The following is a 15,360-nucleotide window of genomic DNA, read 5'->3' as shown; positions in this document are numbered from 1 at the left end:
GAATTTATATGCACAATTCACTGTGCTGTTAAACAAAAAAATAACAATAGGAGCCAACATCTATTCATACCATTTCTTTCTCAAATTGTTTTCCTTTAAAATGTTTCATTAGTTATGTAATTAAATTCCATTAACCTATATAAATAACTAGTCCAAAAAATATCTATATGCATATCATGTTATAGTAAAGAATTTAGGAGATCCTAAAAGGAGGCATTTTCATGTTTGAAGATAAATCTAAAATAAATTACCCATATGAATTTACTGAAACTACAACAGTTCCTCTAAAGAACCCCATTGACAAAAAATTCAAGAACGGCACAGGTACACATAACTTCCCAATTAAGAAGCACTATAAAGAGCAAGTTCTATACACTGAAAAAATTAATAATAATAAAAATAAGTAATTGTATAGATCCTTATGACAATTGGCTAAATAAGAAGCAACATTTGGCCATGCATAGTTATTTAGTTAGTAATGATACAATTCATGCACCTTTTAAAAAGTGCTGTATACAGCGCTTTTTTATACATAGATAAATTTAAGTTAACGCAACCAAGAAATACAATACAAAATTACTCCACCATATTCTCGTTTACAATTAAATCTACATATGAAAAGGGAGCAACAGTAAATGTTACTCCCTTTTCATATGTAATCTATTCACTCTACATAACCCTCTTAAACATCTTCTCCAACTCATAAGTAGAATGATGCACAAGAATTGGTCTTCCGTGCGGGCATGTGTACGGGTTTGTTGTTGTACGTAGTTCTTCCAGTAAAGCAAATATTTGATCGTTCGTTAAATATTGATTCGCTTTAATGGATGCTTTACAGCTCATCATGATGGCTGCTTCTTCACGTAACTTTTTAATATCAACTTTTTTTAGTTTAACAACTTGCTCCATCATTTCATCGATGATTTCTGTTTCTTGTCCTTTCGGGAACCATGTTGGATGCGAGCGGACGATAAAGGATTGATGGCCGAATTGTTCTAAAAATAGCCCGACTTTTTTTAGTTCTTCTAACTGCTCTTCGACACGTAAAAATTCAGTAAGAGATAGATCAATACGGTACGGTACAAGTAACTCTTGTACTTCTTGCGCTACTCTTCCTACTTTATCACGGAAGTATTCATAATTAATACGTTCCTGCGCGGCATGCTGGTCAATCATATATAATCCTTTATCATTTTGAGCGAAAATATATGTTCCATGCATTTGTCCAATTGGATAAAGCGGTGGTAAGTCATTCCCGTTCATCTCAATCTCTTTTATTTCCCGAACTTCTTCTTCTAATTCCTCTAGTTCAAAGTCCTCTTCATTACTGTCCCACGATTTCTCTTCTTGAATTGGCTCTTCGATTATCGGTTTAGTGGATGGTTGCCAACTTTGTTCTTCTCTCACGAGCGACTGTGGTGGTTGCCATTCTTGCTTTGGTGGTTGCCAAAGCTGCGCAGGCTGTTTCACAGCCCGCGGTTCTTCTTGTTTTGCATCCATGCCAGTCGGTAAAACGATGTCCGGCATAGATGGTTCTTTTGGCTTCACATGCTCAAACTGGAACTGTTCTTGCACACTTTCGTCTTTTTCTTTTTTCTTCGTTGTTACACCTGCATCTGGAATAAGCTGTATTTTTTTAAATGCAGCTTGCAATGTTTCTTCGATCAGCTTTAGCAATTCTTGTTCTTTACTAAAACGAACTTCTAATTTCGCTGGATGTACGTTAACGTCAACTAGCATTGGATCCATTTCAATCGATAAGAAACCAATTGGATACCGGCCAACTGGCAGTAATGTATGGTATCCTTGCTGAATTGCTTTCATTAATACAAAGTTTCGAACGTAACGACCATTTACAATCGTTGACATATAATTACGAGATGCTCTCGTTACTTCTGGTAATGTTACATAACCTTTAATTGTAAAGTCTAAAGATTCAGCTTCAATTGGAACAAGCTTCTTCGCAACTTGAATACTGTAAATCGATGCAAGTACTTGTCTTACATCACCGTTACCTGACGTATGAAGCAATTTCTTTTCATTATGAAATAGTTTTAACGATACTTCTGGATGTGACATTGCAATACGATACACGATATCTGTAATATTTCCGAGCTCTGTATGAATGGTTTTCATATATTTAAGACGTGCTGGTGTATTAAAGAATAAGTTTTGTACTGTAATATCTGTTCCTTTTCGGCTCGCAGTCTTCTCTTGCTTTATAATGTCTCCACCTTTAATAATAAGGTGTGTACCAGGCGCATCACCTGTGCTAGTAATTAATTCTAATTCACTAACTGAGGCAATACTTGGCAATGCCTCACCGCGGAAACCGAGTGTTCTTATGCGGAACAGATCGTTTTCATCTTTAATTTTACTCGTTGCATGGCGTTCAAAAGCGACGATACAGTCTTCTTCTGCAATACCATCACCATTATCAATGATACGAATTTTCGATAACCCAGCTTCCTCTAAGTGGATTTCAATAGATGTACTATTCGCATCGATAGAATTTTCCACAAGTTCTTTTACGACTGAAGCAGGGCGCTCTACTACTTCCCCTGCCGCAATTAAGTTAGAGAGTTGGTCATCGAGTTTGCGAATTTTCCCCATCTACTTACTCATCCTTTCTTTAACTTTTTCTGTAAGCGATACAATTCGTTCATCGCTTCTAAAGGTGTCATATCAAGTAAATCGATTTTTTTAATTTGCGCCAGTACTGCTGTTTCTTTTTGATCTAGCAGAGGCTTTTCTTGTTTCTTCGAAGACTGTTCTCCTCCAAAGAAAGATAGTTGCGATTCTTCTTCAGTCTCTACTTTCGTTTCCTGTATTTCTGCTATTTCTTCTTTTACAACTACAGGTTCTGGAGTAGCTTCTTGTACTTTCACTTCTACTCGCTTTGGAATAATAATTTCTTCCTGTCCTTCTAGCTGTGCTAACACTTCTTTCGCACGAGCGATTAGGCTATCTGGAAGCTCCGCAAGTTGCGCAACGTGAATTCCGTAACTTTTATCAGCTGCTCCATCTTGAATTTTATGAAGGAATACTACTTTTCCATTCTCTTCAATTGCTGAAACGTGTACATTTTTCAGTTGATTTAAACTCTCTTCTAACACCGTCAATTCGTGATAATGCGTAGAGAATAACGTTTTTGCACCAATTTGGTCATGAATATGTTCAATAATCGCTTGTGCAAGTGCCATACCATCATACGTAGATGTACCGCGTCCAATTTCATCGAATAAAATTAAACTTCTTTCTGATGCGTTTGCAATTGCATTTTTCGCTTCTAACATTTCGACCATAAATGTACTTTGACCTGAAATTAAATCATCCGCTGCACCAATTCTCGTAAAGATTTGGTCAAATACAGGTAATACTGCTTCTGTTGCTGGTACGAAACAACCGATTTGCGACATAACCGTTACAAGTGCTAATTGTCTCATATACGTACTTTTACCAGACATGTTCGGCCCTGTAATTAAAAAGACATCCATATTCTCTGGCATAATACAATCATTCGGTACATACAATTTCCCGTTCAATACTTTTTCAACAACAGGATGACGACCATCTTTAATAAAGATTTCGCGCTTCGTTGTCAGTACAGGTTTTACAAACTGTTCTTCTTCACTAACTGTTGCAAAACTTTGCAGTACGTCTAATTCACTAATTACTTTCGCTAAATGTTGTAATTTCGGAATAAATACTTTTACTTCTTCACGAAGTGCTGTAAATAAATCGTATTCTAGCTGTACAATTTTTTCTTCAGCTTCTAAGATTAACGTTTCTTTTTCTTTCAGTTCATCTGTAATGAAACGTTCAGCATTAGCAAGCGTCTGTTTACGCTCATAGCGACCTTCTGGAAGTGCTGCAAGATTCGCTTTCGTTACTTCAATGTAGTAACCGAAAATACGGTTGTATCCGATTTTTAATGATTTAATTCCGGTAATATCACGTTCTCTTTTTTCAAGCTCAGCAATCCACGTTTTCCCGTTTTTACTAACGTAACGATATTGATCAAGCTTGTCATTATAACCATCTTTAATAATATCTCCATCTTTAATCGAAAGCGGTGGGTTTTCTTGAATACTTCTTCCTAGTAATTCTGTTAAGCTTTCACATGGATCTGCACCTTGAATTAATCTCGATGCATAAGCGTTATCTAACAAACTAATTGCTTCTAAAATAGCTGGTACTTGAAGCAATGAACGTCTTAATTGTAATAAGTCTCTTGCATTTACGTTACCAAATGCAACTTTTCCTGCTAAGCGTTCTAAATCATATACTTCTTTTAACTTTTCCTTTAAATCTTCACGTAAGAAGTAATCATTTACAAACGTTTCAACCATTTCTAAACGCTCTTCAATTCTTTCTTTCTGTATAAGTGGACGTTCCATCCACTGTTTTAACATACGACCACCCATAGCTGTTTTCGTCTTGTCCAATAACCATAATAGTGATCCTGTTTTTTCTTTCGTTCGAAGTGTTTCTGTCAGTTCTAAATTTCGCTTTGAATGTACATCAATTTTCATAAATTGATTCGTATAATAAATTTCTACTGGTTGCAAATGATCTAAAGAACGTTTTTGCGTTCTTATTACATAGTTAAATAAACGTCCAACTGCTTTAATTAATTTTGCTTGTGAAACATTTTTCACAAGATGTTCTAATCCTTCCGGAATTGCCGTTGCATCTTCATACGAAATCGTCATTTTCAATGTTTCAGTTAACTTGTTTAGTTCATCTTTAGAAAATGAAGAATCAACAACAATTTCTTTCGAACCAGTTGCATACACTTCTAATAAAATATCTTCTACTGAACCAGTCAATAACGTTACTGTATTTTGTCCAGTCGTTAAGTCGTTACAAGCTAATGCATATGATCCATCTTCAAAATGTGTTAATGCGGCTAAGAAGTTATTTTCTTTCTCATCAATTGTACGCCCTTCCATCATCGTTCCTGGCGTAATTAATTGTACTACTTCACGACGTACTACACCTTTAGCTGTTTTCGGATCTTCTACTTGCTCACAAACAGCTACTTTATATCCTTTTTCAACAAGTTGTTCAATATAGTTTTTAGCCGCATGATACGGTACACCGCACATTGGTATACGTTCACTACTACCGCCATCTCGGCTCGTTAATGTAATTTCAAGTTCATGAGCTGCTTTTACAGCATCCTCAAAGAACATTTCATAAAAATCGCCTAAGCGAAAAAATAAAAAGGCATCTTGATAATCTGCCTTAACCTTTAAATATTGCTGTATCATAGGCGTATATTGAGTCATACTTTTCCTCCATAATTCTTACATGATAATCTATTTTCATATATGTCGCATTTCACGGACACTCTTATCTCCTATTTCAGGAGTCTTTCTTCATTATAACATATTTCATAAAGAATCATGTTCATTCAGCCCCACTTATGTAAAGTAAAAAGCTAGGAAGAACTTCTCCCTAGCTTTCTATTACTCTTCTTCTGCATCAACTATAAAGTTCGGATCTAATTCTTCAAATTCATCATCAGCAATTTGGAAATCATCATCTGATTCTACGCAGCCTTCAGGATTTACACTTACACAAATTTTCGTTTCTCCAACTACTTCTGTTACAAATTCACGTTCTACAGTTACAACAATTTTATTACCATTTGGTGATACAAGTGCTTCTAAACAATTTGGCGGCTGAATAACACGAGCAATAATTTCTAAATCGTCACCAGAAAAGTTTTTATCACGATAACCAATACTTACTTCGTCCGTGTAGTTCACACGTTCTGTTACAACTTCAGTCTTTGTATTTCCATCAAATGAATACCAAGTGTTCACATCATAGAAACCTTCAATTTCCACATGTTTTCCATTCTTTCTTGCTTCGTACGAGTGGTTAATTACCCAGCACCCTAAAATACTTGTTGGCTCATTATTCGATTCACATGTATGCGTTGACTTTGTATACTTACGTCCTTTTCCAACCACTGCTTTTGTAATAATCTCTCTAAATTCGGACATTCGTAACCCTCCTCAATCACTATTCACTTAATCATATGCGTGACAATAGCGGAATGTGTCATTCTTTTTTTGAGAAGAACTTACGTTTAATCCACAAAAAAAAGAGATGTCAATATGACATCTCTTTAACAACCACAATTTCCTTTTTTACTTTCTACCGCTGCGCCAGTTTCACCCTTTAGTACATCGCCACCAGTTGAAATTAATATTTCATCTGTTACGTTGTTAGAAATTGTACTAGCAACTAACTGTAATAAGTCATTTACGTATGTTTGTGAAGATTTAAATTGTTGTACGACTGGAATACTGTCTAACTTATCTTGCAATGCATCAATTTCAGCTTCTACCTTTTTTAAAGCTTCCCATTTCCCGTAATGTTGCAAGTTTACTGCTTGTTTTTGCAGTGCTTTAATTTCATCGATTGCGCGCTTTACATTTTCATTTTTATGAATTTGCGCCTCTGCTTTCTTAAAAAAATCAACTTCTTCTGTTTCAGAAATCATTTTTGCTAATTCTTTCGCTTGTTCAACAATGTCATCTTTCGAATATACTTTCATCTATTATTTCACCTCAATCGGCTCTTCAACTAATTCCCCGTTAAGAGACCAAGTTTTTGCTTCCGTTATTTTCACTTTCACAAGCTGACCAATTAAAGATTTTGAAGCGACGAAGTTTACAAGTTTATTCGTACGAGTATAACCTGCAAGTACTTCCGGATTATTTTTACTTTCCCCATCAACTAACACTTCTACAATTTGACCTTTGTAACGACTATTCTTTTCAATTGCCAACGTATTTACTAGTGTATTTAAGCGCTGAAGACGTTCTTTCTTTACTTCCATCGGTACATTATCTTTCATTTTTGCAGCTGGTGTACCTTCGCGAGGAGAATAAATGAATGTAAAGGCAGTATCAAACCCTACTTCACGATATAACGACATCGTTTCTTCAAATTGCTCATCTGTTTCATTTGGAAAACCAACGATAATATCTGTTGTTAATACTACATCTGGAATTGCTTCTTTAATTTTTCTTACAAGTTCTAAATAATGCTCACGCGAATATTTACGTGCCATAATTTTCAGCATATCTGTACTTCCAGATTGAACTGGTAAATGGATATGTTCTACTAGGTTGCCACCTTTTCCAAGCACTTCAATTAAGTGATCATCGAAATCACGTGGATGGCTCGTTGTAAAACGAATACGGGCAATATCAACTTTACGAAGTTCGTCCATTAAATCGCCAAGACCGTATTCTATATCTTCAAAGTCTTTACCATATGCATTTACGTTTTGTCCAAGTAACGTAATTTCTTTATAACCATTTGCAGCTAAATGACGAATCTCTTGGATAATATCTTCTGGACGTCTACTTCGCTCTTTTCCGCGTGTATACGGTACAATACAATACGTACAGAATTTATCACAGCCATACATAATATTTACCCAAGCTTTAATATCACCACGACGTACTTTCGGAAGGTTTTCAATTACGTCACCTTCTTTTGACCATACTTCAACTACCGTCTCTTTCGAGAACATCGCATCTTTTAGAATGTACGGTAGTCTATGAATATTATGCGTTCCAAATACCATATCTACATGCTGATTTTTTTGCATAATTTTATTTACAACAGATTCCTCTTGAGACATACAACCACATACACCAATTAAAAGGTCTGGATTTCTTCGTTTGAGTGACTTTAAATGGCCTAGCTCACCAAACACCTTATTTTCAGCATTTTCACGAATTGCACAAGTGTTTAATAAAACTACATCTGCATCCTCAGTTGAAAAAGTTGGTTCATATCCAAGTGCTGTGAAAATACCTGCCATTACTTCCGTATCATGCTCATTCATTTGACAACCATATGTACGAATATAGAACTTTCTTCCTGTACCAAAATTGCGAAACTCTTCAGGTAAGCCAAAATCCCGTTCAATTTTAACTTCTTCTTTCCCACGCTTTTTCGCATCCTTTAAGGAAGGTGGTTGATATACACTTTCAAAGTATTTACTATAATCTTTCTCTTCTTTTTTCATAGAGGAATTTGCTTGTTGACTTGCTAATCGTTGTTGCTCGTTCATCGGTAATCTCCTTTCACCCTTAACTATACACACTCTATAGTCCATTTTAATGCGCTTAGACTCACCTCAAAAATGGTTAGATAGCTGGAGAGATAACTTGTCCTTTGAAACTTGAGTAATCAATCTAATCATTCATAAGAATGAAGTCTTCCCCACGCAAATAGACATTCCCTTTTTATCATTTCTTGTTGTCCTACCCAAAAGCATATTGCTTTATCCCTATAAACATTACCATAGTATGACGTGTTTCGCCAATCTTAACAATACAAAGGCCTTTTATTACCTTACATTTCATAAGCAATGAACTTGCCATTTTCATACAACGATTTATATATTATTTTATCATTCTGAATTTTCTAAGTAAATAAGGCTACCCTATATTTTGTACATAAAAAAAGGTTGCCAAATCGGCAACCTTTTTTTCTTACATTACATAAATTCAGCAACAAGCTCATCAAACATTTTCTGATCCATATTTAAATCAGATTTCACTAAAGGCTCTTCACTATAGCCTTTAACAAGTTCTTGATATGATGGTTGCTTAGTATTTTGATAAATTAACCCTGTTACTAAACCGTTATTTTCCATTAAAGTTTGCATAGCCATCATGCGATTAGATGGATCATATCCCTCTACTGTGCTTAGTTTCGTTAAGTTCTCTTTAAACCAATCGTAAGTATTTACTTTATTGTAAGTAACACATGGGCTAAATACGTTAATTAATGAAAATCCTTTATGGTTAATACCAGCTTCAATAATTTGTGTTAATTCTTTTAAATCACTCGAAAAGCTTTGCGCCACAAATGTCGCACCAGCTGTTAAGGCCATTTCCATTACATTTAGTGATGGTTCAATTGAACCTTGTGGTGTGCTTTTCGTTTTAAATCCAGCTTCACTACGTGGTGAAGTTTGCCCTTTTGTTAATCCATAAATTTGGTTATCCATTACGATGTACGTAATGTCGATATTACGACGAATAGAATGGATTGTATGTCCCATACCAATCGCAAATCCATCACCGTCACCACCTGAAGCGATAACTGTTAAATCACGATTTGCCATTTTCACACCTTGTGCAATCGGAAGGGCACGACCATGAATACTATGCACACCATATGAATTAATATAACCTGAAATACGGCCTGAACAGCCGATACCAGAAATAACAGCAAGTTCATCTGGATTTAGGCCAACGTTAGCTGCCGCACGTTGAATTGCAGCTTGCACTGAGAAGTCTCCGCAACCTGGGCACCAGTTTGGCTTTACACTGTTACGAAAGTCCTTAAATGTTGCCATTTAATACAACCCCTTTTTTGCATTCGTTGTAAATCTCTTTCGGCAAGAATGGGTTTCCATCATATTTTAAAAGACTAGAAATTTTCTCACCATTACCAAGATTCATTTTCATAATGTTAGCAAGCTGACCTGTTGCATTGTTTTCTACTACTACAACACGCTTCGCCTTTTTCACAAGTGGATCGATTTCAGCTGTTGGGAACGGGTGAATTAAACGCACATGAGCATGGTTTACTTTCATACCCTCTTGTTCTAAACGCGTCATTGCCTCTTCGATCGCACCACGAGTTGAGTTAAATCCAACAAGCAATACGTCTGCTTCTTCATGCTTAACATTTTTATAAACAGGGGTATTAAACTTCAAGTTCTCCATTTTACGGAAACGTTTGTCCATTTGATCTTTACGGTTTATTGCTGATTCCGACGGTTTTCCAGTTTCATCATGTTCTACACCTGTAACATGGTGAACACCATTTTTCATACCAGGTAAAACACGTGGTGAAATGCCGTCTTCTGTTACTTCATAACGCTTGAAGTATGCTTTATTTTCACGTTCTGGTAATTCTGCTTCTAAATCAAGCTTACCACGACGAATTTCCACTTTATCTAATTTAAGTGGTTCTACTGTTTGTTTTCCTAACGAAAGCTGTAAATCTGTTAAGAAAATAACAGGAACTTGATATTCTTCAGATAAGTTAAATGCTTCTACAATGTCATAGAAAGCTTCTTCAACTGTACTTGGCGCCATTACGATTTTTGGAATTTCACCATGCGTACCGTAAATCATCGCCATTAAGTCAGACTGTTCTTGTTTCGTTGGTAATCCTGTACTTGGGCCGCCACGTTGTGTATCAACAATTACTAATGGGGTTTCTGTAATACCCGCTAAACCGATTGCTTCCATCATTAATGAAAGACCAGGACCAGCAGATGCCGTTAATGTACGAACACCAGCATAGTTTGCACCGATTGCCATTGTACAAGCTGCGATTTCATCCTCAGTTTGGATTACTGTTCCGCCGACTTTCGGTAATTTTTTAATTAAGTATTCCATAATTTCTGATGCAGGTGTGATTGGGTATGCTGACATAAAACGAGCACCACCAGCTACCGCACCAAATGCGATTGCATCGTTTCCAATCATAAACATGCGTTTTTTACCATCAGCTTTTTCAAGCTGCATCATGTTTACTTTCTCACCTAGTAATTCTTTCATATATTGAGAGCCGCGTTTAATTGCGTCCATATTCTTTTGAACGACTTGCTCTCCTTTACGACCAAAGATTTCTTCAACAACATCTAAATAAGCTGTTTCATCTAATCCTAATACTGCACTTGATGCTCCAACAGCAACCATGTTTTTCATTAATGATGTGCCTAATTCTGAAGCAATATCTGTAAACGGTATCACATATAGATTTACATCTGTATTGTCAGGTATTGTTGGATTAAATTTCGCATCCGCAACTACAATTCCACCTGGACGTAGTTCGTGGAAATTAAAATCAATTGTTTCTTGGTCAAAAGCAATTAAAATATCTAAATCATCTGAGATCGCTCGTACTTCTGTTGTACTTACACGAATTTTATTATTTGTATGGCCGCCTTTTATACGTGATGAGAAGTGGCGGTAACCGTATAGGTAATATCCTAATCGGTTTAATGCAATACAGAAGATTTCTCCTGTACTTTCAATTCCTTCACCTTGTTGGCCTCCAACTTTCCATGAAAGTTGACTAATCATCTCCTACACCCCTTTTGGCTGCATTCATTGTAGTGTATTTTTTTACAGTAATAGTTTAGCATTTTTTATGCAAATAAACTACAACGGACGCAAATTATGCCTCTTCTGATTTCCCTGAATCTTTAGTATAAAGCTATTTTGTTTTTCATTCTAGTATTAGGTCTTAAAAAAAGCAATAAAATCAAATGAATTAATTTTAATTTTTCTGAATTTTAAATCGGGATTTAAAAACTCATATGTTCTACAAAATTATCATATAAAAATCGTTCTACAGTAGATGCAGCATAGTGTTTACAAAGCTCATTCATTACATTTTCATAATCTCGATACGCTGATACATTTACAACTGTTTCTAAAATCCCATCAAAATCGGAACCAAATCCTATATTGCGCTCTCCACCTAATGAACAAATATATTCGATATGTCTTACTATATCTGCTACATTCGCTTGTTTTTCATTTGTTAGAAACTGCGGTACAAAAGTGACACCAATCATGCCATTTCGCTTTATAAGAGCTTTAAGTTGTTCATCGTTTAAATTACGTGGGTGCTCGCAAAGTTTCATACAATTTGAGTGGGAAGCAATAGGATTTTTTGCAATCTCTATAACATCCCAAAAACTTCTTTCATTCAAATGAGACACATCAGACCATACATGTAACGTATTCAGTTCTTGTACAACATGTTTACCAAAAGTCGTTAAACCCGCCCCACGTGTCTCTAGCGCACCATCAGCTAAGAGATTGGCATAATTCCATGTTAGTCCAAAAGAACGTACTCCTAGGCGATACAACAACCGTAATTTCATTGCATCTTTTCCAATTGCTTCGCATCCTTCTATTGTTAATATCGCTCCAATCTCGTCCTGTTTTAATATGTTAATATCATCTTTTGTCTGAATAAACTTCACACCTGGTAGGGATAAAATCTCATTATAAAAAATATCTACCATTTGTAATGCTACTTCAAATCGGTTTTCATATGCCACTGTTTCTGGTACATATATAGCAAAACATTGTATACTTCCTTTTCTTCTCTTTAACTGTTCAAATGTAATATGTAATTGTGAATCATCTTTAAAATCCCTTTTCCCTTGTGCACTCCATAACTGAAGAAGCACGTCACAATGAGCATCAAAAATTTTCATTTTCATTCCTCCATTATAAAAACAACCTGTTTGCATACTGCAAACAGGTTGTTTAAACTTAACGAGGTTCTACAATTAATTTTATTGCTGTACGCTCTTCGCCATCAATCATAATATCTGTAAACGCTGGGATACAAATCAGGTCCAAACCACTAGGCGCTACAAATCCTCTTGCGATTGCTACTGCCTTTACAGCTTGGTTCAATGCACCTGCACCAATAGCTTGAATTTCTGCTGTTCCGCGTTCGCGAATAACACCTGCAAGTGCACCAGCTACAGAATTAGGGACCGACGTTGCTTTAACTTTTAATATTTCCATTCCGCGTTTCCTCCTCGTTTCTTTAAAAAGTATTAGCAATTATTTCACTTTAACTTATATTCACGAGGAATGGCGCGTATTCCTGCTAAACTTTCGTAATTTTTCTAAAAAATTAAAATATAATAACTTATCTAAAATTTAACGAAAATTTACTCAAAAAATGGTTGATCATCATTAATTAAAATACGTTCAATTTTCTTTGCTTTTCCTGTATTTGGATCCACATCAATTAACACTGCACTTAATTGCGTTCTACCATTTGTTACTTCAAATCGTACTGGTAAGTTTGTTAAAAACTTCTTCAATACTGCTTCTCTGTCCATACCTAATATTCCGTCATACGGCCCTGTCATCCCAACATCTGTAATGTATGCCGTTCCGCTTGGTAAAATACGGTTATCCGCTGTAGGGACGTGCGTATGCGTACCTACTACTGCTGTAGCACGTCCATCTACATACCAACCTAGCGCTTGTTTTTCACTTGTAGTCTCCGCATGGAAATCAACAAATATAATATTCGTACGTTTTTTCGCAATATTAATTAATTCATCCAATTTACGGAATGGACAATCAATTGGAGGAAGGAAAGTACGTCCTTGTAAATTAATAACTGCAACTTCTGTTCCATTACAGTTCACAAAGATAAGTCCTTTTCCTGGAGTTCCTTCTGGGAAGTTAGCTGGTCTTGCAAGATATTTTGCATCATCGATGAATTCAAATACTTCACGATTATCCCAAGCGTGGTTTCCAAGTGTAACTGCCTGCGCCCCACACTCTAAAAAGTTTCGATATATTTTTTCTGTAATCCCACGGCCACCTGCTGCATTTTCTCCATTAATGATTGTTACTGTAGGTGTATATTTTTTCTTTAATGCCGGTACGTATTGTTGAATCATACCTCTACCAGGAGATCCTACTACATCCCCAACAAATAATATTCTCATATGTCTTACCCTTTCTATGTACTGCATTTTTTATTGCTATAGCATCAAGTAAATTCCTTATAATATCTTTATTATAAGTTTGTTTCACTTTTATGCTATATAACTAACTGTCTTTATTTTATCCAATTCCAACACAAAAAAATAAAGTGGTGTTTCACCACTTTATTTTGCGTATTCCACTGCACGTGTTTCACGAATAACAGTTACTTTAATATGTCCTGGGTAATCCAGTTCATTTTCAATACGTTTTCGGATATCACGAGCTAAACGATGAGCTTCTAAGTCATCGATTGTATCTGGTTTTACCAAAATACGAACTTCACGTCCTGCTTGAATTGCAAATGATTTTTCAACGCCTTCATAAGACTCTGAAATCTCTTCTAACTTTTCAAGACGACGAATATAGTTTTCAAGTGTTTCACTACGAGCTCCCGGTCTTGCAGCTGATAAAGCATCTGCTGCTGCAACTAAAACTGCAATGATAGAAGTTGGTTCTGTGTCACCATGGTGAGATGCGATACTGTTTATAACTACAGGATGCTCTTTATATTTCGTTGCAAGTTCAACACCAATTTCAACGTGGCTTCCTTCTACTTCATGGTCAATCGCTTTTCCGATATCATGTAATAGACCTGCACGTCTTGCTAGTTTTTCATCCTCGCCAAGCTCTGCCGCCATAAGTCCAGTTAAATATGCAACTTCCATAGAGTGTTTTAAGACGTTTTGACCATAACTTGTACGGTATTTTAAACGACCTAAAATTTTAATTAAATCTGGATGTAATCCATGAACACCCACTTCAAACGTTGTTTGCTCTCCGACTTCGCGAATATACTCGTCCACTTCACGTCTTGATTTTTCGACCATCTCTTCAATACGCGCTGGGTGAATACGTCCGTCCTGTACTAGTTTATCAAGAGCGATACGAGCTGTTTCACGACGAATTGGGTCGAATCCAGAAAGGATTACCGCCTCTGGTGTATCATCGATAATTAAGTCAATGCCCGTTAACGTTTCTAACGTACGAATATTACGACCTTCACGCCCGATAATACGTCCCTTCATTTCGTCATTTGGAAGATTTACAACCGAAACGGTTGTTTCAGCAACATGATCAGCTGCACATCTTTGCATTGCAAGAGATAAAATCTCTTTTGCTTTCTTATCCGCTTCTTCTTTCGCGCGAACTTCACTTTCTTTTACCATAACAGCGATTTCATGAGAAACTTCATTTTCTACTTTACCAAGAATAATTGCTTTCGCTTGTTCGCGTGTCAGATTGGAAATGCGCTCTAATTCTGTTTGTTGCTTTTGAACTAACTCTCCCACTTTGCTTTCCAACTCTTCAATCTGTTGTTGTCTCGCTACAAGAGATTCCTCTTTCTTCTCTAACTGTTGCTCGCGTTTATCGAGCGTTTCGTCTTTACGATCAAGGTTCTCTTCTTTTTGCATTAAACGATTTTCTTGTTTTTGTAATTCGCTTCTACGGTCACGAATTTCTAATTCAGCTTCTGTACGAAGTGTATGAATTTCATCCTTTGCTTCTAAAAGCGCTTCTTTCTTAAGTGCTTCAGCCTCACGATTCGCTTCGTCTAGAATACGTTTTGCTTCATTAGCCGCACCATTAATCTTCGCTTCAGCAATAGACTTTCGAACAAAAAAGCCAACAACTGCACCGACTGTTGTTGCAAGCAAAATGGAGATGAGTATCCAAACTGTACTACTCATGATTTCACCTCCCCTTGCTATGAATGAAAAAAGACTGTCGGCATGTACATTGAATTACAACATACAGCAAAGAC

At 36.2% G+C, this 15,360-nt stretch carries 12 protein-coding genes; 1 reads left to right on the top strand and 11 read right to left on the bottom strand.

Going from position 1 to position 15,360, the window contains the following annotated elements; all coding sequences use genetic code 11:
* The first annotated feature begins 221 nt into the window (after positions 1–221).
* Positions 222–407 (top strand): hypothetical protein, encoded by a 186-nt coding sequence (locus tag GBN78_RS19880; RefSeq protein WP_000461138.1) that lies wholly within the window; start codon positions 222–224, stop codon positions 405–407.
* Between the two features lie 262 nt (positions 408–669).
* Here the strand turns inward: GBN78_RS19880 and mutL are convergent, their stop codons facing one another.
* From mutL to rny, 11 genes are all read right to left on the bottom strand, one after another.
* Entirely contained in the window at positions 670–2,613 is a 1,944-nt protein-coding gene (gene mutL, locus GBN78_RS19875; RefSeq protein ID WP_152127642.1) for a DNA mismatch repair endonuclease MutL, read from the bottom strand.
* An 8-nt stretch (positions 2,614–2,621) separates the two neighbouring features.
* Positions 2,622–5,294, bottom strand: a complete 2,673-nt coding sequence (gene mutS, locus GBN78_RS19870; protein WP_000196029.1) for a DNA mismatch repair protein MutS — start codon at positions 5,292–5,294, stop codon at positions 2,622–2,624.
* A gap of 180 nt (positions 5,295–5,474) precedes the next feature.
* Positions 5,475–6,017: an outer spore coat protein CotE gene (gene cotE, locus GBN78_RS19865; protein ID WP_001288799.1), complete on the bottom strand. Its 543-nt coding sequence runs from the start codon at positions 6,015–6,017 to the stop codon at positions 5,475–5,477.
* 125 nt (positions 6,018–6,142) lie between these two features.
* Positions 6,143–6,574, bottom strand: a complete 432-nt coding sequence (locus GBN78_RS19860; protein WP_000870461.1) for a YlbF/YmcA family competence regulator — start codon at positions 6,572–6,574, stop codon at positions 6,143–6,145.
* A gap of 3 nt (positions 6,575–6,577) precedes the next feature.
* On the bottom strand, positions 6,578–8,107 hold the full coding sequence (miaB, locus tag GBN78_RS19855) for a tRNA (N6-isopentenyl adenosine(37)-C2)-methylthiotransferase MiaB (protein WP_001005375.1): 1,530 nt from the start codon (positions 8,105–8,107) through the stop codon (positions 6,578–6,580).
* Between the two features lie 429 nt (positions 8,108–8,536).
* Positions 8,537–9,403 (bottom strand): 2-oxoacid:ferredoxin oxidoreductase subunit beta, encoded by an 867-nt coding sequence (locus GBN78_RS19850; RefSeq protein WP_000190155.1) that lies wholly within the window; start codon positions 9,401–9,403, stop codon positions 8,537–8,539.
* The gene (locus tag GBN78_RS19845) at positions 9,390–11,147 is read right to left on the bottom strand and encodes a 2-oxoacid:acceptor oxidoreductase subunit alpha (RefSeq protein ID WP_152127641.1); all 1,758 of its coding nucleotides are present in this window, start codon (positions 11,145–11,147) and stop codon (positions 9,390–9,392) included. The genes GBN78_RS19850 and GBN78_RS19845 overlap by 14 nt, the downstream gene beginning before the upstream one ends.
* A 224-nt stretch (positions 11,148–11,371) precedes the next feature.
* Positions 11,372–12,295 (bottom strand): dipeptidase, encoded by a 924-nt coding sequence (locus GBN78_RS19840; RefSeq protein WP_076875912.1) that lies wholly within the window; start codon positions 12,293–12,295, stop codon positions 11,372–11,374.
* A gap of 58 nt (positions 12,296–12,353) precedes the next feature.
* Positions 12,354–12,614: a stage V sporulation protein SpoVS gene (gene spoVS / locus GBN78_RS19835; RefSeq protein WP_000404341.1), complete on the bottom strand. Its 261-nt coding sequence runs from the start codon at positions 12,612–12,614 to the stop codon at positions 12,354–12,356.
* A gap of 149 nt (positions 12,615–12,763) precedes the next feature.
* Positions 12,764–13,558 (bottom strand): TIGR00282 family metallophosphoesterase, encoded by a 795-nt coding sequence (locus GBN78_RS19830; RefSeq protein ID WP_152127640.1) that lies wholly within the window; start codon positions 13,556–13,558, stop codon positions 12,764–12,766.
* A gap of 162 nt (positions 13,559–13,720) precedes the next feature.
* Complete coding sequence (gene rny, locus GBN78_RS19825) at positions 13,721–15,286, bottom strand: ribonuclease Y (protein ID WP_000099770.1); 1,566 nt, start codon at positions 15,284–15,286, stop codon at positions 13,721–13,723.
* Between the last annotated feature and the right edge of the window lie 74 nt (positions 15,287–15,360).

It is taken from the genome of Bacillus sp. B2-WWTP-C-10-Post-4 (assembly GCF_009183805.1).
Classification (GTDB): Bacteria; Bacillota; Bacilli; order Bacillales; family Bacillaceae_G; genus Bacillus_A; species Bacillus_A cereus.
Note: the sequence above shows the minus strand (reverse complement) of the source record. Positions and strands in the feature narration are given on the sequence as shown.

Coding starts and splice junctions, on each gene's coding strand:
- GBN78_RS19845 (WP_152127641.1), bottom strand. CDS start 11,147: ATGATTAGTCAACTTTCATGGAAAGTTGGAGGCCAACAAGGTGAAGGA.
- GBN78_RS19840 (WP_076875912.1), bottom strand. CDS start 12,295: ATGAAAATTTTTGATGCTCATTGTGACGTGCTTCTTCAGTTATGGAGT.
- GBN78_RS19850 (WP_000190155.1), bottom strand. CDS start 9,403: ATGGCAACATTTAAGGACTTTCGTAACAGTGTAAAGCCAAACTGGTGC.
- GBN78_RS19860 (WP_000870461.1), bottom strand. CDS start 6,574: ATGAAAGTATATTCGAAAGATGACATTGTTGAACAAGCGAAAGAATTA.
- spoVS (WP_000404341.1), bottom strand. CDS start 12,614: ATGGAAATATTAAAAGTTAAAGCAACGTCGGTCCCTAATTCTGTAGCT.
- mutL (WP_152127642.1), bottom strand. CDS start 2,613: ATGGGGAAAATTCGCAAACTCGATGACCAACTCTCTAACTTAATTGCG.
- mutS (WP_000196029.1), bottom strand. CDS start 5,294: ATGACTCAATATACGCCTATGATACAGCAATATTTAAAGGTTAAGGCA.
- GBN78_RS19880 (WP_000461138.1), top strand. CDS start 222: ATGTTTGAAGATAAATCTAAAATAAATTACCCATATGAATTTACTGAA.
- rny (WP_000099770.1), bottom strand. CDS start 15,286: ATGAGTAGTACAGTTTGGATACTCATCTCCATTTTGCTTGCAACAACA.
- cotE (WP_001288799.1), bottom strand. CDS start 6,017: ATGTCCGAATTTAGAGAGATTATTACAAAAGCAGTGGTTGGAAAAGGA.
- GBN78_RS19830 (WP_152127640.1), bottom strand. CDS start 13,558: ATGAGAATATTATTTGTTGGGGATGTAGTAGGATCTCCTGGTAGAGGT.
- miaB (WP_001005375.1), bottom strand. CDS start 8,107: ATGAACGAGCAACAACGATTAGCAAGTCAACAAGCAAATTCCTCTATG.